The sequence below is a fragment of the Actinacidiphila sp. bgisy160 genome, assembly GCF_057707815.1.
Genome location: NZ_JBYIQW010000030.1, coordinates 1 through 19800 on the forward strand (window position 1 = coordinate 1; position 19800 = coordinate 19800).

At 68.8% G+C, this 19800-nt stretch carries 16 protein-coding genes and 3 pseudogenes; 10 read left to right on the forward strand and 9 right to left on the reverse strand.

Features of this window, described 5'->3' with window-relative positions:
- The 6 genes and pseudogenes from AC3EUJ_RS22620 to arfA form a co-directional block, all read right to left on the reverse strand.
- Positions 1 to 393 (reverse strand): annotated as a pseudogene (locus AC3EUJ_RS22620) (TOMM precursor leader peptide-binding protein); the annotation flags it as partial.
- Positions 394 to 1393: 1000 nt separating this feature from the next.
- On the reverse strand, positions 1394 to 2359 hold the full coding sequence (locus tag AC3EUJ_RS22625; RefSeq protein ID WP_431964124.1) for a hypothetical protein: 966 nt from the start codon (positions 2357 to 2359) through the stop codon (positions 1394 to 1396).
- Between the two features lie 199 nt (positions 2360 to 2558).
- A complete protein-coding gene (locus AC3EUJ_RS22630) occupies positions 2559 to 3467 on the reverse strand; it encodes a carbohydrate ABC transporter permease (RefSeq protein ID WP_431964126.1) in 909 nt (302 codons plus the stop codon).
- Positions 3464 to 4318 carry a carbohydrate ABC transporter permease gene (locus AC3EUJ_RS22635; RefSeq protein ID WP_431964128.1) on the reverse strand — a complete coding sequence of 285 codons (855 nt, stop codon included), beginning with the start codon at positions 4316 to 4318 and terminating at the stop codon, positions 3464 to 3466. The genes AC3EUJ_RS22630 and AC3EUJ_RS22635 overlap by 4 nt, the downstream gene beginning before the upstream one ends.
- A 121-nt stretch (positions 4319 to 4439) precedes the next feature.
- On the reverse strand, positions 4440 to 5795 hold the full coding sequence (locus AC3EUJ_RS22640) for an ABC transporter substrate-binding protein (protein WP_431964130.1): 1356 nt from the start codon (positions 5793 to 5795) through the stop codon (positions 4440 to 4442).
- Positions 5796 to 5854: 59 nt separating this feature from the next.
- Entirely contained in the window at positions 5855 to 7360 is a 1506-nt protein-coding gene (gene arfA, locus AC3EUJ_RS22645) for an arabinosylfuranosidase ArfA (RefSeq protein WP_431964132.1), read from the reverse strand.
- Between the two features lie 288 nt (positions 7361 to 7648).
- Here arfA and AC3EUJ_RS22650 point away from each other — a divergent pair, with 288 nt between their 5' ends.
- Positions 7649 to 8704 carry a LacI family DNA-binding transcriptional regulator gene (locus AC3EUJ_RS22650; RefSeq protein ID WP_431964134.1) on the forward strand — a complete coding sequence of 352 codons (1056 nt, stop codon included), beginning with the start codon at positions 7649 to 7651 and terminating at the stop codon, positions 8702 to 8704.
- 49 nt (positions 8705 to 8753) lie between these two features.
- Here AC3EUJ_RS22650 and AC3EUJ_RS22655 read toward each other — a convergent pair whose 3' ends face one another.
- Positions 8754 to 9053 carry a replication-relaxation family protein gene (locus tag AC3EUJ_RS22655; RefSeq protein WP_431964136.1) on the reverse strand — a complete coding sequence of 100 codons (300 nt, stop codon included), beginning with the start codon at positions 9051 to 9053 and terminating at the stop codon, positions 8754 to 8756.
- A 311-nt stretch (positions 9054 to 9364) separates the two neighbouring features.
- On the opposite strand from AC3EUJ_RS22655, the gene AC3EUJ_RS22660 reads away from it, so the two are divergent.
- Positions 9365 to 10048: a Fic family protein gene (locus tag AC3EUJ_RS22660; protein ID WP_431964138.1), complete on the forward strand. Its 684-nt coding sequence runs from the start codon at positions 9365 to 9367 to the stop codon at positions 10046 to 10048.
- Positions 10049 to 10131: 83 nt separating this feature from the next.
- Here AC3EUJ_RS22660 and AC3EUJ_RS22665 read toward each other — a convergent pair whose 3' ends face one another.
- Positions 10132 to 10290 carry a hypothetical protein gene (locus AC3EUJ_RS22665; RefSeq protein WP_431964140.1) on the reverse strand — a complete coding sequence of 53 codons (159 nt, stop codon included), beginning with the start codon at positions 10288 to 10290 and terminating at the stop codon, positions 10132 to 10134.
- 154 nt (positions 10291 to 10444) lie between these two features.
- Between AC3EUJ_RS22665 and AC3EUJ_RS22670 the strand changes: the two are divergent.
- The 7 genes and pseudogenes from AC3EUJ_RS22670 to AC3EUJ_RS22700 all read left to right on the forward strand — a co-directional run.
- Positions 10445 to 10768 (forward strand): annotated as a pseudogene (locus AC3EUJ_RS22670) (transposase); the annotation flags it as partial.
- 168 nt (positions 10769 to 10936) lie between these two features.
- Positions 10937 to 11734, forward strand: coding sequence for a maleylpyruvate isomerase family mycothiol-dependent enzyme (locus tag AC3EUJ_RS22675; RefSeq protein WP_431964142.1), 798 nt, complete (start codon positions 10937 to 10939; stop codon positions 11732 to 11734).
- A gap of 463 nt (positions 11735 to 12197) precedes the next feature.
- Positions 12198 to 12491: pseudogene (locus AC3EUJ_RS22680) on the forward strand (hypothetical protein); the annotation flags it as partial.
- Between the two features lie 195 nt (positions 12492 to 12686).
- Positions 12687 to 13931, forward strand: coding sequence for a DUF418 domain-containing protein (locus tag AC3EUJ_RS22685; protein ID WP_431964290.1), 1245 nt, complete (start codon positions 12687 to 12689; stop codon positions 13929 to 13931).
- 433 nt (positions 13932 to 14364) lie between these two features.
- Positions 14365 to 14532 (forward strand): PadR family transcriptional regulator, encoded by a 168-nt coding sequence (locus AC3EUJ_RS22690; protein WP_431964144.1) that lies wholly within the window; start codon positions 14365 to 14367, stop codon positions 14530 to 14532.
- A 181-nt stretch (positions 14533 to 14713) separates the two neighbouring features.
- Complete coding sequence (locus tag AC3EUJ_RS22695; protein WP_431964146.1) at positions 14714 to 16351, forward strand: multicopper oxidase family protein; 1638 nt, start codon at positions 14714 to 14716, stop codon at positions 16349 to 16351.
- Between the two features lie 452 nt (positions 16352 to 16803).
- Positions 16804 to 17157 carry a multicopper oxidase domain-containing protein gene (locus AC3EUJ_RS22700; protein WP_431964148.1) on the forward strand — a complete coding sequence of 118 codons (354 nt, stop codon included), beginning with the start codon at positions 16804 to 16806 and terminating at the stop codon, positions 17155 to 17157.
- Positions 17158 to 17264: 107 nt separating this feature from the next.
- On the opposite strand, the gene AC3EUJ_RS22705 is transcribed toward AC3EUJ_RS22700, so the two are convergent.
- Positions 17265 to 18146, reverse strand: coding sequence for an AraC family transcriptional regulator (locus tag AC3EUJ_RS22705; protein WP_431964150.1), 882 nt, complete (start codon positions 18144 to 18146; stop codon positions 17265 to 17267).
- Positions 18147 to 18435: 289 nt separating this feature from the next.
- On the opposite strand from AC3EUJ_RS22705, the gene AC3EUJ_RS22710 reads away from it, so the two are divergent.
- A complete protein-coding gene (locus AC3EUJ_RS22710) occupies positions 18436 to 19551 on the forward strand; it encodes a serine hydrolase domain-containing protein (RefSeq protein WP_431964152.1) in 1116 nt (371 codons plus the stop codon).
- Positions 19552 to 19800 lie beyond the last annotated feature (249 nt).

The following is a 19800-nucleotide window of genomic DNA, read 5'->3' on the forward strand; positions in this document are numbered from 1 at the left end:
CCCCCCCCCCACGACCACGTCGAACGCGGCCAGGTCCGCGGGTGGCAGGGGCAGGACGACGACCTTGGCCGGGGTGCCGGCATCGGCGAGACGGGCGATCTCGCCGTCGAACTCGCGCCCCCAGGAGGCGTCGTCCACGAAGACCTCGGCCAGGCCGTTGCGCAGCAGGCCGCGGACGGCCGCCGCAAGGACGTCCCCGGGCGGGCCGCTGACCAGGACGCGTGAGGAGCGGAACCGGGCGAACAGCTCCTGCGGTGTCCGCTGGTCCGCGTGCATGAAGTGCTCGATGAAATTGACCTGCGGCGCGAACATTTCCGCTGCCCCGGAATCCAGGACCTTGTCGTCGGGTTGCGGGACGTCGCGGGCGAATCCCTTGTCGAGAAGGGCCTTCATCAATGCGACAGCAGTTCTGCGCCGACTTTCGTCCAGGCCCTCACATAACTCGGCGACACTGGACGCGCCGTTCATCCGGGGGCCGAGGGCCGACATCCATTCATATGCGCCTGCGCCCTTGAGGACGCATGAAGTATCGGAACTGCGTAAGTAGATCCCGGTGTCGACGCGGAGGAAGACAACATCGTTCCGCAGCCGGGGTCTTATGTCGAGGAGACGCGTTTCGCCAACCGTTCGCATGCCGCCCCCGTAGGGTGTGCACCTTCGGACCATGGTGTGCGCCTTCGGGACACGGGGACAGTTCTACCCGCGTCCACGTGGGGAAGTGTGGAGCATTCCTGGATGGGACGTCAATGGCCTCGACCCGGGTCCTCGCACCATGGCAGCCGCCGGGCGCCCCGCCACCGGGGGTCGTCCCGACGTTGACCTGTGGAATCCCTGTGGCGTGTCCGTGCCCGGGCAGCCGAAACTTCTTCGCGTGGCGACCACTCGCCGATACTCCGGGAACGGCGGCACACGCCAGGAGACGAGGAGGCTCGCGAACTGCCCAGTGCGCATCTGGCTGAGTACACCAAGGCGCCGTCAACGACATTCCGCACTTTCTCCGCTCCGGCGGTCCGCTTTCCCGAACGGTGAGCGACAAGGCCCGGGAGCGGCACAAGAAACCCGCCGCTTCCCGGTATTTCGCCGCGATTTCAGTCGCCCGTCAGGGCAGAGGTACACGAGCCGGGACGAAGCGGTCTTGCGCAGCGGTCGCATCCCGGTGACGCACCCTTACCGGAACGAGGCATCGCGCCCTCGGACGGCTCCGTCAAGTCCCGCACGGGATGGTCATGGCTGGACCGGCCTCACGCGCTGGTTGAGTCGGTCACCATGGGCCGGGCCTACGTGCGTGCGGCGGATACCGACTACGTGCCGGTCGGCGGCCCCGCCGAGTGCGACCGGGTCACCAACGGCCGTGCCGGCCAGGCAACTTCTGACCGGCGGAACCGATTCCGCCTCAGGCCGCGCCCTGCAGGCACCACAGATGCAGGGACGTGCGGTCCTTGGCGACCGTGTACCAGACGCCCTGCCCGGCCGATCCGGGCGATCCGGGCGATCCGGAGACGGGGAACGGGTAGGCGACCGGGCCGCGCAAGGCCTTCGTGCGGGGGTCGACAAGCCAGTGGCGCGGCACGTCGGTGTGGTACTCGGTGCCGACCACGGCGGTGTCGTCGTACGGGAACGCCGCCTCGTAGTCCCAGCACACGCGGTCGTCGCCCTCGCCCGAGGGAAGTGGCACGGCTCCGTCGGCGTCAAGACGCCACAATTCGCCGCCGTCCTGCGCCCGGTGCAGGTAGAGGGACCACTGTCCCGCATCCGTGGTCAGGAAGTGGTCGCCGGACGGGCTCACGGCGAGGAGGACCTCCTCGTCGAACCGCTGGAAGGCGAGCTCCGCCCCGTTCCAGTGGCCCCACAGCACGCACGAGTCCTCCTCACCCCCAAGGACGGTGAGCCCCATGTACGCCGGATTCGTATGGGAGAAGTGGACAGAGCCCGATGCCACGGTCATCGTCTCCGACCGGGCCAGCACTCTGCCCTCGACAGGGTCGAGGACCAGCCACTCCTCCGTGCCGTCGTGGCCCTCGAGGGAGCGGACGTGGGCCCAGAGCAGTGTGCCGTCGCTGGAGAAGGCCGCCGAACCGCCGTCCGCATGGCGGTGGTGGTGGTCGTCGGCGTACTCCGGGAACGATGCATGGGCCCGAGTGCACACGGCTGCGGACCAGCAACCATGCCGGATCTCCCACAGCGTGGCGCCCGTCGCGTCGACGGCCCGCACCGTGTGCACTCCGGCGAACACGGCGACGTCGCCCGTGGGAGAGACCGCCACCGAGCCGAACCGACGAGGCCAGGGCGCGGGGAAGCGCACCTCCGACCCCTGCAGGTCCAGGTCGCGGACGGCAAGCTCGAAGTCCCCGCGCTGCACCAACAGCCTTCGTCCCGGCCAGTGCAAGATTTGCGGAGCGTCCGCCGACACGGGGCCGAAGGGAGCGGCGACGGTGGCGACAAGACGAGCGGTGACGGTCACGAACTCCGACCCTCCGACACACAAGGCACGCGATGCAGAAGCCTGACGCCCTGCACCATACGGTTCAGGGCCCAGCGCGCAGGGACCGGGGCCGTAGCTATCCCTTGAGGCCGGAGCGGGAGACGCCCTCGATGACCCAGCGTTGCGCAACGATGTAGAGCAGCAGGACGGGGACGCTCGCTATCACCCCTCCCGCCATCAGCACGTCGTAATGGATGCTGTTCGCGCTCTGGAAGTTGGCGAGCCCGGCGGGCAGTGTGAGCGACTCGGGGCTGAGCAGCACGTACAAGGGCCAGAGGAAGTCGTTCCAGTTGGCGAGGAAGGCGAGCATGCCCAGGGTGGTGAGGGCCGGCTTGGACAGGGGAAGAACCACCTTGACGAAGATCTGCCAGCGGTTGCAGCCGTCGAGTTCGGCCGCCTCTTCCAGCTCCAAAGGCACGGTGAGGAAGAACTGGCGGAGGAAGAACACGCCGAACGCGCTTGCTGCGCCTGGCACGATAACTGCGGGGAGGCTGTCCACCCAGGCGAGCTCGTTGACGATGAGGAAGTTCGGGATGAGCAGGACCATGGGCGGAACGAAGAGGGTGGCGACGATCGAGGTGAAGATCACCCCTCGGCCTTTGAACCGCAGCCGGGCGAGTGCGTAGGCGGCGGGGGTCGCCGTGACCAGGACCAGGGCGGCGTGTGCTGTGGCGGCGAGGACGCTGTTGAAAAGCCATCGAAGGACGGGGCTGTCGGTGGCGCCCAGGACTTCCTTGTACGCCTGGACGGTGAAGGGGGAGGGGATCCACTGGGGATCCGTGGACCCGGCGGCTTCGCCGGTCTTGAACGAGGTGACCAGCATGTACAGGAGTGGACTCAGGTACAGGGCCGCCACGATCGCCAGGACGAGGTGGAGCAGGGAGCGGCGCATGCGCCGGGCCGTGGGAGACATTGTCGCGGAGGGCCGCTCTGCGCGGTACTCGATGTCCGCCGCCCGCCGCGTTGCTGTCTGACTGGTGGTCATCGGTCCTCCTGGCGTTCCCGGAAGACGCGGAAGACGACGGCGCTGGCGGCCATCAGAGCCAGGGCCAGGATGAAGCTCATGGCGGAGGCCGACCCCATCTCGAAGCGGCGCAGTCCGGTCTCCGCGATGAGGAAGATGGCTGTCTTGGTCTCGTCCGCCGGTGCGCCGCCGGTGATGATGTATGACTGGCCGAACATGTTGGCCGAGGCCAGCAAGGTGGAGTTCACGACGAACAGGGCCACCGGTCGCAGGCCGGGCAGCGTGACGTGCCGGAAGCGTTGCCAGGCGTTGGCCCCGTCGACCCTCGCGGACTCGTACAACTCCGCGGGGATGTCCTGCAGACCGGCGAGGTAGATGACGGAGTTGAGTCCGAGGGTCCACCACACGGTCACGAGCACCAGCCCCCACCAGGCGGCCGGCGTGTCGGTAGTCCACTGGATGTCGTCCGGCAGCCCGAGCACGCCCAGGTAGTGGTTGACCAGGCCGATGTTGCCGTCCAGCAGGAACCGCCACAGCAGTCCGACGACGGCCACGCCGAGCACGTACGGCGCGAAGTAGACGGCCCGGTAGAGGTTGCGTCCGCGGAACCTGCCGTTCATGAGCATGGCGGTGAAGAGCGGCACGATGAGCAGCAAGGGAGTCGACAGCAGTGTGAAGATACCGGTGGCGCGCATGGCCTGCCAGAACCGGGGGGCGTCGACGCCCTCGGGGTCGAACAGCTCCCGGTAGTTGTCCAGCCCCACGAAGGGCTTGGCCGGCAGGTTGATGTCCCAGGCGTGAAGGCTGATCCACAGTCCGAAGCCGATGGGGGCCACCACGAAGGTGAGGAAGAGCACCAGGTACGGTGCCATGAACACATAGGGCGTCCACCACTGGTAGGACCGTGAGACGGCCCGGACCGCGGCGCGGTCCGGGACTCGCGGTTCACTCGTGCTGGACGGCAGGGATTTCAGCCGTCGCACCCGGATCGCCTCACTTCGCGTACTTCTGCTTGTTCTCGGCCAGGATCTTGTTGGCCGTCTTCACTCCGTCGGCGAGCGCGTCGGCAGGCGACTGATGCCCCAGGACGGCCTTCTGGACGGCCAGTTCGAGGGCCTTGCTCTGCACGTCACCGAGGCCGGGAAGCGCCGGGAGGAAGCGGAAGACGTCGACATTGCCGGCAAGCGGTGTCTGGGGGAGCCGGGCCACCTCCGCCTGGGCGCGCACGCTGTTGCGCGCGGGGATCATGCCGGCCTGCGCCCACTCCGTGGAGCGCTCGCTCATATAGTCGATGAAGAACTTGGCGGCCTGAACCTTGTTGTCGTCCCGGCCGGCCTGGGACGTCAGCACGAAGTTGTGGCTGGCCGTCCACACCGCGGGAGTCGAACCGATCGTGGGGATCGCCGACATGTCCCACTTGATCTTCGAAGCGGTGGACTTGAGGTCATTGATCTGCCAGATACCGTCCCACGTGAAGCTGACCTTGTTGTTCTTGAAGGCGTTGTACTGGGAGTCCTGCGCGACCTGGGCCGGGCTGTAGCCCTTTCGGATCTGTTCCACCATCCAGCCCAGCGCCTCCTCGCCCGCTTCCGAGCCCCACAAAGCGGAAGTGCCGTCCTGGTTGTACAGCTCGCCTCCGAACTGCCAGAGCAGGCTCATGAACATCAGGTGGGCCGGCCACTTGTTCGGCATCCAGAACGGATGGTCGACCCCTGCGGACTTCAGTTCCTTCAGCGCCCCCTCGTAGCCGGCCCGGTCACCGGGGGCCTTCTCGAGTCCCGCGCGGGTCAGGTGCGAACTGTTCCAGTAGTCGGCAAGGCAGTGCACGTCGAGCGGGACGCTGTAGCGCTTGCCGTCGAAGACACCGGCCTGCCAGACCGCCGGTATGAAGTCCGACTCGGTCAGTTCCAGGGCCGACACCACGTCGTCGAGCGGCATGAGGGTGCCGCGTACCGCGAAGGTCGCGATCTGGTCGTTGTGGATGACGGCTACGTCCGGGCCCTTGCCTGCGCTGATGGCCGTGGGCAGGGCGGGGTACAGGTCCTCCCAGCGCCGGGTGGTGTTCTTGACGGTGATGCGGCCCTCGTACTTCTTGTTGAACGCGGCCAGCATGGCCTGCATGTGCGGGCCGTCCCCGCCGGTGAAGCCGTTCCAGTACTCCAGCGTGACCTTGGGCCCCTTGTATTCGCCGCCGCTGAACGTCGGGGCGTTGCCGGCCTTGTTCTGGCCGGCGCCGACCTTCGTTCCGCCGCCGCACGCCGTAAGGAGGCCGGTGGCCGCCACCCCGGCGGCCGTGCCGAGGAAACCTCTGCGTGCGAACGCAGAAGTGGACGAGGTTGTACTGCGCATTGTCTGCTCCTTGGATTCGGGCCCGCCGTTGGACCCGTGGACGGCAGTGTCGGTTTCGCTCAGATGGCGGTCAGGCGGATCATGGTCCAGCTCACGGGGGGCAAGTCGGCGCTGAGCCTGCCGTCGTCGATCTTGGTGCCGTGCACGTCGCGCGGCCGCACACGGTCGGGAGCGGCCTCGGTGTTCTTCGCCGAAGGATCGGCGTCGTGCAGGAGCACGTGCTCAGCGACGCGGTGCCGCGGGAAGGCCCGCAGATCGACGGCGAGGGTCAGGTCCTCGTGCCGGCTGCGGTTCACGGCGAAGAGCACGACCTCGCCGCTCTCCTCGTCGTGGGTGGCGGTGGCCCACAGGGCGGGCACGGCCCCGTACTTCGCCGTGTCCACGATCGGGGACTGGGGCTCCACGCGCAGCACCGTGCCCCGGGCGTGCCGCGCGGTGCGGGCGAAGGGGTGGAAGATCGTCTGCCGCCAGGCCGGCCCCTGGGCGCGCGTCATGATCGGGGCAATGACGTTCGCGAGCTGCGCCTGGCAGGCGGCTCCCACGCGATCGGCGTGCCTGAGCAGAGTGATCAGCAGACTTCCCACCACGACCGCGTCGGTCACGTCGTAGACGTCCTCGATCAGTTCGGGCGCCTCTCGCCACGGAAGGGAGGACTCCCCGGCGAAACGGCTCTGATACCAGACGTTCCACTCGTCGAAGGAGAGCTTGATCTTCTTGTCGCTGCGGACCTTTGCCCCGACGTGGTCGGCGGTAGCCGTGATCGAGGAGATCATGCGGTCCATCTCCTCGCCGCTGGCCAGGAACGAGTCGAGGTCGCCGTCCTCGGGCTGGTAGTAGGCGTGCAGAGAGATGTAGTCGACGAACTCGTAGGTGTGCTCGAGCACCGTTGCCTCCCAGGAGGCGAACGTGTCGATGTAGGCGTTGGAGCTGCCGCAGGCGACGAGCTGGAGTGCGGGATCGAAGCGCTTCATCGCGCGGGCGGTCTCCGCCGCCACCCGCCCGTACTCGTGGGCCGTCTTGTGGCCCATCTGCCATGGCCCGTCGAGTTCATTGCCCAGGCACCACATGCGTACGTCGTGCGGCTCGGCCACACCGTGGGAGCGGCGCAGGTCGGACAGCGCGGTGCCCGCCGGGTAGTTGCTGTACTCCAGCAGGTCCAGCGCCTCTGCCACCCCGCGAGTGCCCAGGTTGAGTGCCATCATCGGTTCCACCCCGGCCTTCGCGGCCCACGCCATGAACTCGTTGAGGCCGAAGGCATTGCTCTCCAGGCTGCGCCAGGCGAGGTCCAGCCGCCGGGGCCGTTCGGACACGGGTCCCACCCCGTCCTCCCAGCGGTAGTTGGAGACGAAGTTGCCGCCCGGATAGCGCACGGCGGTTACGCCGAGCTCACGTACCAGCTCGAGGACGTCGCTGCGGAATCCCTGCTCGTCTGCGGCAGGGTGTCCGGGCTCGAAGATGCCGGTGTAGACGCATCTGCCCATGTGTTCCACGAAGGAGCCGAACAGCCGGCGATCGATGCCGCCGACCTTGAAGGCCGGGTCGAGGGTGAGACGGGCAGTGACCATGCGGGAAGCTCCTGGGATCTGACGACAGCCGAAGCCACCGGCGCCGGCCGCGCCTTGACGGCGCGGGCCGAGCGACGGGGGCGACGGCAACAGCGACACAGGGGCGACCGCTGTTGGCAGTAGGATTACATCGTTGAAACAGCGTCGTAAAGTGTTCGGTGGATACGTTTCCGCATCGTGGCGAACCACAAGCCAGGGTGGGTGGTTCTTGCTCCGAGGCGCCCATGTGGAAGTGTGGGCCTCGCCGCCCCAGCGAGAGCGCCTTCACGGCGCAGTGGAGGTGATCTGGTGGGAGCCAGTCTCAAGGACGTCGCGGCCCTGGCCGGAGTCTCGGTCAAAACCGTGTCGAACGTGGTGAGCGGCTCCACGTACGTCGCGCCGCCGACGCGGGAGAAGGTCGAGCAAGCGCTGGCTGAACTGGACTACCGCCCCAACCTCTCCGCCCGGAACCTGCGACAGGGCCGCACCGGCGTCATCGCTCTCGCCCTGCCGGAACTGGACGCACCGTACTTCGCGGAACTGACGCGTTTCGTCATCGACGCGGCGACCGAGCGGGGATGGACCACCATCATCGAACAGACCGACGGGCAACCGGAACGCGAACGCCAAGCTCTCCAAGGCATCCGCGAACAGCGCATCGACGGTCTCATCTTCAGCCCCATCACTGTGGGAGCCGACGAACTGGCCGAACGTACCGACACCACCGCACTTGTACTCCTCGGCGAACGCGTCATCGACGGCCCCACCCACCACGTCGCCATCGACAACCAGCGAGCCGCTCGAGAGGTGACCGAGCACCTGATCTCCTTGGGGCACACCCGCATCGCCGCGATCGGACGCCAGACCAACCCCAGCGCGAACACCGCTCACCTGCGGCTCGCCGGATACAAGGAAGCGCTGATGGCAGCCGGCCTGCCCTACGACGACACCCTCGCTCCGCCGACCGATTCCTACCACCGCTCCGACGGTGCTGAGATCATGGCGCAACTGCTCGCCATGGACACACCGCCGCAGGCGGTCTTCTGCTTCAACGACCTTCTGGCCCTGGGCGCCCAGCGAACCGCACACACGCACGGCCTGCGCATCCCCCAGGATGTGGCCATCGCCGGCTTCGACGACATCGAGGATGGCCGGTACAGCACCCCGACGCTCACCACCGTTGCACCCGACAAGGCACAGATCGCCCGAGTCTCCGTGCAGATGCTGGAGCAGCAGATCCACGGCCGACGCGGAATACGGCGCCCGGATGTGCGCGAAGTGACGGCCGGACACCGGCTTATCATCCGGGAGAGCACCAGCTCGAAACCCTCTGCACCGCGACCGCCGGCGCCGTCCTCGGCCTGATGTGTGCTGTCCGGCGTGTCTGCGAAGCGCATGGCTTGTCCCGGCGGGTTCAGCCGCGCAGCCAGCCGAACAGTCCATTGGCACGCCGCTCGCAGCCGCCGCGGCCGGAGTCGTCCCACCGTGTCGACCACAGCGGGACCTGGTCATCTACGCGGTGGCCGTTCCTGGTGCGCTGGAAGAAGCGGTGATAGTGGGCGATCTCGTCGGCCAGCACGGCGGCCGGTTCGGTGTGGTTGTCGACCTCCACGAACCGTACCGGCACCGGGCCCTGCGGCGCGCTCAGTACCAAGTCGGCCCGCAGGCTGCCCCTGCCGGGCGCGGTGAAGGTTCCGGTGACCGGGAGGATCACTTCCGCCGTCCAGCCGCGCAGCGTGCCCGGGCCGCGAGGCCGGGCAGGCAGCCGTCGTGGCCCCGGCCGGACCGTCGGGGCGGGCCCGGTGCCGGAGGCAGGCCCGGCGCGTTCGGCGGCGCCGCCGGCAGAGGCTGGTCCGGTGCCGGCTACGGGCCTGGATTCCTCAGCGAGGCGAGGGCTGCGGCGGGAGACGGGGTGGGTGGGCTGCGGAGGTGACTGGGAGAACGCGTCGATGGTGGCGGTCACTTTCAGCGCGTGCGCGGCCCCGGCTTTCGCCGCCTCCCGGGCGGTGCCCCCCATCCCCTTCGGTGGACCGCCGAGTTCGCTGGCGGCCGCTGCAGGAACTGGTCGACTGGCTCAACACCGACGACGCCACCCACTCCCTGGTCCGGGCCGCCATGGCGCACCTGCATCTGGTGTCCATCCACCCATGGGCCGACGGCAACGGCCGGATGTCCCGCTCGCTGCAAACCCTGGTGATCGCGCGGGAAGGCGTCCTGGCTCCGGAGTTCTCGTCCATCGAGGCATGGCTCGGGCGGCCGGGCAATACCTGGGAGTACCACCGGGAACTCGCCCGCCGCGGCACCCAGTACCTGCCCGACCAGGACGTCGCCGGCTGGATCCGCTTCAACCTGACCGCCTATCACCAGCAGGCCCAGACCGTGCAGGGCCGGCTGACCCGGGCCGGAAAAGTCTGGGAAGCACTCGTCGGCTTCGCCCGGCACGCCGGCCTCGACGAGCGCACCATCATCGCCCTCCACGACGTCGCCATGTCCGGACGAGTTCGCCGCTCCCGCTACGAAAGCGCCGAAGGCCTCAGCCTGCAACAGGCCCAGCGCGACCTTCGCGACCTGGTCACCGCCCAGGTCCTCACCCCCGTCGGCCGCACCCGAGCCCGCTACTACACCGCCGGCGACCGATTCCCACGACAGGCACTGGACATCTCCGCCACCCCCATGACCCTCACCGACCCCTACACCACCACCGGCTGAACCGCCGGGAACCCGCCCCACCGATCACTTCCCTACCTGTTGATGCGTGGAAGCTCCCGGCGAAGCCGCCGCGCAGTGGTGGGCTACTGCAGCCGTGGCGCACGGATCAGGCGCTGGGCAGGTTCATCCGCCGAGCGCGCGACTGGAGCGGGACCGGGAGGCAGGTGGTGCACGGCCAGCGCCACAGCCTCCTTGGCCGTGGTGAGGGCACCGAGGTCCTGGCTGATGACGCTCCTGCCCACTCCGTACGAGCCACCGCCGTTGGCGCCCAGGCACGGTCCGACAGCAGCTGCCCCGACGGATCACCGAAAAAACGATCACGCTGACACCGCGCGGCGGGGTTCACAACCGGAGACGAACGGTTCGCGAAAAGACCGCACCCGCCACCTCGCCACACTTCACCTGCTGAGGAACAGTTTCCGTTACGCGGCTGGCCAGGACTGGGACAAAATCGCCAAGGCGCTCAAGCCGGTCTACACCGCACCGAACGCGGACGCGAACGCGAACGCGAGCGAGAGCGTGACCGCGCGGATCGCCAAGGCCGTCCGCGCCCGCGGGCACTTCCCGAACGGGGCCGCCGCGATGAAGTGCGTCTGCATGGCCCTGATGTCGCTGGACCCGGCCGGCAAGGGCCGCAAGTGGTGAACCATACGCTGGAAGGCACCATGGAACGCCTTGCAGATCGAGTTCGAAAGCCGACTCACCCCGGGCGGTCGCTGACAACCTCAACAACCAAGATCAGCCGTTGATCTTGACACACCCCCTCATGCCACCCACGGCCTTGGCAAGGTGCGTAACGCCCCCGGAGAGCCGGGATAGACTGGACGTTTCGGCGGCGACTGTGTGAATCGCTCTACGATCACCGGAGCACGGTGATAGATATCAGGCGTGATAACGAATCTCGAGTTCCCTGACCTGCTGCGACTGATCGATGAACGGTCGACCGCCTTCCGCACCGCGGTCGCCGCCGCGCCCAGTCTGGACGCACAGGTGCCGACCTGCCCCGGGTGGACGCTGTTCGATTTGGTGAAGCACCTGGGTGGGGGAGACCGTTACTGGGCCGCCATCGTCGGCGCGGGGCCTGCCGGCGCTCCCCCGGCCGAGGCCACCGCCGCGCGCGCCGCTCTGGAAGTGCCGCGGGAGCGTGAGGCCCTGCTGGCCTGGCTGGCCGCGTCGACGCAGCTTTTGCTGAGCGCCCTGCGCGAGGCAGGACCGGACGCCGGCTGCTGGGCGTGGTGGAGTGCCCTGCAGACGCCGCGGTCCTCTGGCGGAGTTGCCCGGCACCGGGTCCAGGAGAGCGCGGTGCACACCTACGACGCCCAACTCGCCGCGGGCGCCCCGCAGCCGCTGTCGGCCGAGGTCGCACTCGACGGTGTCGAGGAGTTCCTGTTCACCTGCGTCGCGACGCCCAGCGCCTGGCCGCACAAGCCCACGGCCTTCGACTTCCACACCGCCGAGGGCCGCTCCTGGCGCCTCACGGTCGACGGCGACGGCGCACGCTCCACCCGCATCCCCGCGCCCACTGCCGCGACTGGCGAGGACTCGGACGCAGCCGGCGCTTCCATCCATGGCACGGCGAGTGAGTTGGTCCTCTACTTGTATGACCGTATCCCCGCCGATTCCTTGCACGTCGACGGAGACGCAGGGCTGCTCGACCTGCTCCGCGCTTGGGAGCCGGAGGAGTAGGACGTAGCGGGGACGGTTGGCCGCGCCTCGAGCCGGCAGGACACGACTCTTCGCCAGGATGCCGCTGATCGACGCGCTGCCGCCCACTCGCATCGTGCAGCGCGTTCTTCACCACCACGCCGAAGTCACGCGCATGGTCGCGGCCGGCCACCCGCGACATCGCCCGCCGCCTCGGCCTCGACCGAAAGACGGTTCGCCGATACCGCGGCACCAGTCTCGAACACCTCCTCGACAGCGCCCAAGAACCTCGCCCCGAGCAGCTGGACGCCTTCAAGCCGTACCTGCAGCAGCAGTACGCAGCAGGCATCACCAGCGGCCGGGCCCTCTTCCAGCAGATCCGCGAGCGCGGATTTCGCGGAGGCTACTCGACACTCACCGCCTGCCTTCGAACCCCCTGCAAGCCGGCACGGCCCCGGCCCCAACAGCGGAAATCCCGAGCCCGCGCCGGATCACCGCATGGATCATGCGCAACCACGACCGCCTCAGCACCAGAGAGATCGAGCAACTCGACCAAGCTCGCCTCGCTTGCCCGGACATCGCGCGGGCATGCGACCTCGCCCGGGCCTTCACGGACCTGGCCCGCAAGCGCCGAGGCCGGCTGCCGCCCGCCTGGATCCGCCCGGCTGAACAATCCGACGTTGCCCCGGTCGCCAAGTTCGCCGGGTTCCTCCGCCAGGACCTGGACGCGGTGACCGCGGGCCTCACCCTCGAATCGAGCTCCGGCAGTCTCGAGGGCCAGGTCGACACAGTCAAGACGGTCAAGCGAGCCATGCGTCGTCACGGCCTGTTCCTCACCATCGGACGGTTGTCCGACGTGTACCGCGCCGGGGTGCCCTGCCAGACACCTGGCGCCGAGTTGGGGCAGGTCATGGGGGTGCGGGCCAGTCGGCGGGCGCGGTCCGGACACTTGTCGGATGGATCGTCCCGGGCTGGTTCCGGGAGCCTTGAGTACATGGTCAACGTAACGCCGGCGCGAGCGTCGGTACCGGCACCGGCACCGGCACGCACAGTGGCGGGGCGCTTCCCCTTCGTGCGGCCCGTGCCGGTGGGCCGGCTGGTGGGTCTGGACCTGGCCCGCGGCCTGGCGATGCTGGGCATGTATGCGGTGCACGTCGGCCCCGACCCGACGGTGGGCGAGCCGCTGGGCGGAGTGCTGGAGTTGGCGCGGGGCCGCTCGGCCGCGTTGTTCGCGCTGCTGGCCGGGTTCACACTGATCATCCTCACCGGCCGGCCCGAGCCGCGGACCGGGCGCGCGGGACGGCAGGCGGTAGGGCGGGTGCTGGTCCGGGCCGCTGCCTTGATCGCCCTGGGGTACGCCCTGACCGCTGTGGACACCTCGGTCGATGTGATCTTGTCGTTCTATGGGCTGATGTTCGTTCTCGCCCTGCCGCTGTACCGGCTGCGGGCCCGCACGCTGGCGTTCATCGCTGCGGCGGCCGCGGTTGTGATGCCCGTGGTCTTGTATGTGCTCCGCGCCTCGGCTGAGTACGGAAGCTGGGCCGATGCTGTCATCGCACGCGATCCGCTGGCCCGGCTCACCGGCACGGACGGCCTGGTGGAGTTGTTCGTCACCGGCGAATACCCGGTGCTGACCTGGCTGCCGTTCATCATCGCCGGCATGGCCGTGGCCCGGCTCGACCTGAACCGACCCCGTGTGCGTTCCCGGCTCGCTCTGGCCGGTGGTGGCCTGGCCGTGGCCGGGTACGGTGGATCGTGGCTGGCCCTGCATCTGGTCCCGAGGGCACTTGCGATGGTGGGGGCGGCCGCCGATGGCGGGTCGTCCGCCTCCGCGTGGTGGTCCGACACGGTCGGCGAACCCGAGACGACAACCGGGTACTGGCTGCTGGTGGCCGCCCCGCACAGCCAGACGACGTTCTCCATCCTGGGCAACACCGGCGTCGCCCTCTTGGTCGTAGCCGCCTGCCTGGCCGCCACGGACCGCTCCAGGCGCCTGCGGTGGGTGGTCACGCCGCTCATCGCGGTCGGGTCGATCTCCCTGACCGCCTACGTCGGCCACATCCTCGCCATCAAGGCCCTCAGCCTCGACGAACTGCCCGATTCCGCTGCCCTTCCGGCGCTGCTCGGCCTCGCTGCGGCCGCCATGCTGCTGGCTTGGGCTTGGACACGGGTCTTCCGGCGCGGGCCATTGGAATATCTCCTGCATGCCGCGACCACCTTGGCGCGCTGCATCAGATAGCCGACTGCAGCGGTGCTCCTGACCGGCCGGTGGTTCGACGCGCCGCGACCGCTATCAGCACGCATCCTCCCATCGCCAGGACTCCACCAGCGAGGACTCCAGCCATAGCCACCACCGAAGTGGCCCCGGTCAGGCTCGGAATCGCGTTGAGGGGAGCAACGGCTCGATGGCCAGGACCGCCCAGCCTCGGGGCGGACGGGCGCCAATCGGCCGCGCAGCCGGGCCTGTGCTCGCTGTCCATGACAGGCTCGCGCTCAGATACCGGTATCCGACATCCCCTCACGACATCTGCGCATCGGACGAAAGTCCGGTGTGGGCGTAGGATCGCGGGTTCGTCACTATCGGAGGCGGGCTGCAGTGCGGGAGTTCCAGCGGGGCGCGGTGCGGCTGCACATCCTGCACCACGCGGCCGAGGGGGAGATCGTATCCGACGTTGCACCGGCTGGAGGCGGATGGACTGCTGGTCTCCGAGCGGCAAGTAGCCGACGGCCGCGCGCGGCGGGTGTACCGGGCGACCGAGGCCGGCTGGCAGGCCCTCGCGGAAGACCGGGCAGCGCTCAAGGAGCCGGCCCGTGAAGTCCTCGGCGATGACGCACTCTGAACGCTGGTGGCTTTGGGGGCGGTGGGTGTGACGCCGTCACGGCTACTCCCGCCTGTGGCGCTGCCTCCGGGTCATCACCGCCGCGGGTGGAGTGGTCCGGTCGGGTGCCGAACGAATTTCCTGAGCGGGCATGCCGTAGCGGTTACCGGCACATAGCGGCATAAAAGGGTGTTATTCGGCCATGGCTGAATATGCGCGTCGAACTGTGCTCGGTGCCTCGATCGCGGCTCTCGGCTCGGGTGTCTGGCCCGCCGGGCTCGGCGACCCGTTCGGGGTCACGGCAGGTTCGGGTTCCCGTGCGGACTCCCGTGGGCCGACTGCCGTCTCCTTCGCTCCGCGGGGGCCTGCCGGGTATGTCAACCCGTCCGATCCCGAGGTCATCGCTGCCGAGAGGAAACGCGGGGCGGGCCGGGTGCGGCAGGTGAGGCTGGTCGCCGGCGCGACGAGCCTGGATCTGGGTGGCCCGGCCGTCAGGTCCTGGGCATACGGCGATACCTTGCCCGGCAAGGCGGTCCGGGTCATCGCGGGCGAGATCCTGGACCTCACCCTGGCCAACCGCCTGCCCGAGGCGACGACGCTGCACTCGCACGGCATTCGGCTGCGCTGCGACATGGACGGCGTGCCGGGCCTGACCCAGCGCGCGATCGAGCCGGGGGCGGACTTCAGGTACCGGTTCACTGTCGCGGACCCGGGCACGTACTGGATTCATTCCCACTCGGGCATGCAGCTGGACCGGGGCCTGTATGCCCCGCTGATCGTGGAGGACCCAAGGGAGCCCCTCGCCTACGACAGGGAGTGGATCATCGTCCTGGACGACTGGGTCGACGGGGTCGAGGGCTCCACCCCGGACAGCGTGCTGAGGGAACTGGGCGGTGGCATGGATATGCCCTTGGGAGCGGGCCGGGGGGCAGGCTCCGACACCTTCGGCCACGGCATGTCGCCCGACGGGCTGCACGTTTCAGCCCTGGGGAGGTTCCAAGGTCCCTCCCGTGTCCTGAGGGAGGCGGACAGCCCCCTGCTGGGTGGTCACGGCGGCAATGTCGCCTACCCCTACTACCTGGTCAACGGGCGTATCCCGCAGGCGCCGTCGGTGTTCCGGGCGCGCCGCGGGGACCGTATCCGGCTGCGGATCATCAACGCCGGCAGCGACACCGCCTTCCGGGTGGCGCTCGGAGGCCACCAGATGACCGTGACCCACACTGACGGCTACCCGGTGAGGCACACGAAGACCGATGCGCTGCTGGTCGGGATGGCCGAGCGGTATGACGTACTGGTGACCGCCGGGGACGGGGTGTTCCCGCTCGTCGCGCTCGCCGAGGGCAAGAAGGCCACGGCGCTGGCCGTTTTGCGCACCGGCAGCGGGAAAGCGCCGAACGCCGCCGTGCGCCCGCCGGAGCTGGACGGGCGGGTGATCCTGGCCGGCCGTCTGCAGCCCGCTGATTCCGTGGCCCTGTCCCGGCGCGAACCGGACCGCGAGCTGCGGATCCTGGTGACCGGGAACATGCGCAGGTTCAACTGGGCCTTCGACAACCAGCCCTACTCCGTCGAACAACGCCATCCGGTCCACTGGCGCGAACGGGTCCGGCTGACCCTGGTCAACAGGACGAACATGTGGCATCCCCTGCACCTGCACGGGCACACCTTCGCCCTCGCCGGCACCGCCGGCGTCGGGGCTCGCAAGGACACGGCGCCCCTGCTGCCCCACCGCGAGCTGGTGGTCGACTTCGACGCCGACAACCCCGGCCTGTGGATGCTCCACTGCCACAACCAGTACCACTCGGAATCCGGCATGATGACGATCCTCGGCTACCGGAAGTAGGGGCAGCAGAAGCCACGTCACCGACGGCGACTGACGCGTCGTGCGGAACTCGACGACACCCCACCCCTTCATGGCGACCATCCGGCTGATCGTGCCGGGCAGTTCCTGATCGAGTCCTCGCCATGCCCTTCGTGTTGCCTCGCGTTGGCGAGGGCGAGCGCCGAGTGCCTTTCTCGACGGGGACGGTTCGCCGCCGTCCTCCCTCGTCTACGGCTGCCTGTCGATGTGGGGCGCCGCCTGCCGACGATGCAGATCGGCAACTCCGTCACCCTCGCCCACGATCTTCGCGCAGGCCTCGATCAGGCGCACGCACCCCATGGCTGATCACGGAGATCCGCCGGATTCGCAGCAATCTCCAGTGCTGATGACGTCGGCGTGCCGTCCATCTGCGCCGATGCGGGCTGTCAGTCCGGGCCCGGTTCGGTCCCGCCGGTGGAGAGGATGGCGCGGCGGTGCAGGTGGGCATCGAGGGAGTAGGCGCCCGCGCCGACGATCAGCAGGAAGAGACTGCCGCACAGCTGTGCGAGGTGCAGTTTCCCGGCCCGTTGCTGCGGTTCACCAAGGGCCACCCGGTCACGATCGACGTCCACAACGACACGGGCACGCCCGAGCAGTTGCACTGGCACGGCCAGCGGGTGCCGGCGACGATCGACGGGTCCCCCGAGGAGGGCACCGCGTTCATCCCGGCCCACGGGATGCGGCGGTTGTCGTTCGTCGCCGGGCCTGCCGACTTTCGCTTCTATCACACCCACCTGGCGGCGGGCAGCGATCTGACCAGGGGGGGCAGGTGGGGCCGTCTGCATTGAGCCGAAGTCCCACCCCGCGCGTACGACCTGCTGTGAGTTGCATCTGTTCTTCGTCCGTAGGCCGTCGGCGGGCTTCCGCATGGAGGGCCACGTCCAGGTACCGGTGTTCACGCCCCGGCGCTGCCGCTGCCCCGCTCGACCGGGATCCACAGCTGGGAGTCGGTCTCCGCACCGATCTCCACCGGCTGCGTCCGCAGGAGCTCTGGACCTGTCCGGCTCGTGTACGGGTTCGAGGGAAACCACTGCGTGAACACGTCTCGCCACAGCTCCTGGAGGCCGCTCGGATAGGGCCCGTGGTTGTCGAAAACCGCCCAGGTCCCGGCCGACACGTCGAGGGCGTCGAGCTCCTCGGCGGCCACCTCGGGACCGGTCACGACGCCGATCCAGTAGTCCGCCTCGGCACCCTCCTCCCGGCTGTCGGTCAGATACACCACCGCCGACAGGATCCCGTCCGGCTCCTGGCCGACCAGCTCCTTCATCCGTACGATCGCTCGCTTATCCAGGCTTTCCATATGCGCCACGGCGGCCGCGTTGACCCCCTCGCGTACGAGCGGGAGCCGGGCCTTCTTGCCGACGACCCGAAACGACTCCTTCTCCACGATCCGGTAGCGCATGGTCGTACTCCCTTCGACGACGACACGGAAGGACATGCGCGGCTGTGCCGTGAGCACCGCACCCGTACGCCGGGCCTCGCCCGGCCCGATGCCGTGCACCGATCGGAATGCCCGGGCGAACGCCTCGCCCGAGCTGTACCCGTACCGCACCGCGACATCGAGCAGCTTCAGGTCCCCAGCCAGCACCTCGGCCCCGGCGAGCGTCATTCGCCGCCGCCGCACGTAGACCGGGAGCGACATCCCGGCGAGCGCGGAGAACAGCCGCCGGAAGTGGTACTCCGACACCGCGGCGATCCCGGCTACCTCGGCCATGTCGACCTCCCGGTCGAGGCAGGCCTCCAGGTGGTCCAGCGCCTGATTCAGCCGCTCCAGCACGCCTGTCCGTCCTTCCTTCTCGCGTCTCCACTGTAGGAACGCCCACCCTGCCAAACAGCCGCAGGAGCCACAGCGGCCAACACCTGAGCCCAAGCCGGAGTCGCTCGCCGCGCGCGGCGCCTTGACGGTCATCGGCTCTGCGGTCTGAGGCGCCGACCGGGCCGTCGCCCGACCGCGCGGCCATCAGGCCGCCCTGCTGGAGCAAAGAAGATTTGATCGCGCCCCACCCGACAAAACCAGTGCGGGAATTGTCGGGCAGGAAGCCATGGCGTTACCTGAGGCTTACGCCATGACTGATGTTAAGGGGTTTTGCGCGCCGCGGTTTGACGCAGTCCGGGCGGCCCTTGCAGCTTTGCTTCGCAAGGACGACGTGGGTGCCTCAGCGGCCGTCTACATTGACGGCGAGCCGGTGGTCGATATCTGGGGCGGGTACGCCGATGCGGACCGTTCCGTCAGCTGGGAGCGCGACACCATCGTCGGCGTGAACTCGACGAGCAAGAACATGACCGCCCTGTGCGCGCTGATTCTGGCCGACCGGGGCGAGCTCGACCTGTCTGCGCCGGTCGCCGCCTACTGGCCCGAGTTCGCCGCGGCCGGTAAGGAGAGCGTGCTGGTGCGGCACGTGCTGTCGCACACGGCGGGGCTGCCGGACCTGTCCGGGCCGAGGACGGTCGAGGAGCTCTACGACTGGGAGCGCGTGACGGCAGGGCTGGCCGCGCAAGCGCCCGAATGGGAGCCGGGAACGGCCGTCGGCTATCACGCGCTCACCTTCGGCTTCCTTGTGGGTGAGATCGTCCGCCGCATCACCGGCCGCAGTCTTGGCGAGCTCTTCGCCGAAGAGGTGGCCAAACCGCTGGGCGCGGACTTCCATATCGGGCTCTCCACCGAACATGACTACCGCCTCGCACCGCTCATCCCCCCGCCGTCACTGACCGACGAGTACGCTGCCAGCGCACCACTCGGACCGGATGGCACGCGTCGGGAAAGTACCGGTGTGGCGATCCGGGTCAAGGACGCTAACTCCGTGGCCTGGCGCCGTGCGCAGATCCCGGCGGTAAACGGCTTCGGTAACGCTCGCTCTGTCGCCCTGGCTCAGTCGGTATTGGCGAACCAGGGTTCGGCCGACGGCGTGCGGCTGCTGTCCCCCCAGGGTTGCGAGCCCGCGTGGCAGGAGGTGTTCCGCGGCGAGGACCGCGTGCTGGGGACACCGATGTGCTGGACGGTGGGTTTCGGTAAGTTCGGCAACGCCTTCGGCTGGGGCGGCTGGGGTGGCTCGCTGGTCGCGAGCGATCCCGACTCACGCATGACGGTGGCCTATGTCATGAACCAGATGATCGACCGGGACCAGCAGGAGGACAACCGCGGCATGGAGATCATCATGGCCGCCTACAGCGGACTGCACTGACAGGCAACGGGGGCCGGCACCGTCGTGGCCGCCGATGCGCAGCTTTGCACCGAAGCCGGCGACTGCCCCGGCGAGGTCCTGGTCCTCCCGCAAGGCGGCTACCTGTCGTGGCTGGAGGTCTGTCCTGGAGCGATGGCATCGAGGTGAATCCGACCGCGGCGCGTCGGTGGCTCCAGCGGCCAAGTTCATTAGCACAGGCCCGGAGTGCACGAGGGGCGAGGACGCGGCTTCTTCTCCCCCAGGCCCTGC

Coding starts and splice junctions, on each gene's coding strand:
- AC3EUJ_RS22630 (WP_431964126.1), bottom strand. CDS start 3,467: ATGACCACCAGTCAGACAGCAACGCGGCGGGCGGCGGACATCGAGTAC.
- AC3EUJ_RS22695 (WP_431964146.1), top strand. CDS start 14,714: ATGGCTGAATATGCGCGTCGAACTGTGCTCGGTGCCTCGATCGCGGCT.
- arfA (WP_431964132.1), bottom strand. CDS start 7,360: ATGGTCACTGCCCGTCTCACCCTCGACCCGGCCTTCAAGGTCGGCGGC.
- AC3EUJ_RS22640 (WP_431964130.1), bottom strand. CDS start 5,795: ATGCGCAGTACAACCTCGTCCACTTCTGCGTTCGCACGCAGAGGTTTC.
- AC3EUJ_RS22685 (WP_431964290.1), top strand. CDS start 12,687: ATGGTCAACGTAACGCCGGCGCGAGCGTCGGTACCGGCACCGGCACCG.
- AC3EUJ_RS22710 (WP_431964152.1), top strand. CDS start 18,436: ATGACTGATGTTAAGGGGTTTTGCGCGCCGCGGTTTGACGCAGTCCGG.
- AC3EUJ_RS22635 (WP_431964128.1), bottom strand. CDS start 4,318: ATGGCACCGTACCTGGTGCTCTTCCTCACCTTCGTGGTGGCCCCCATC.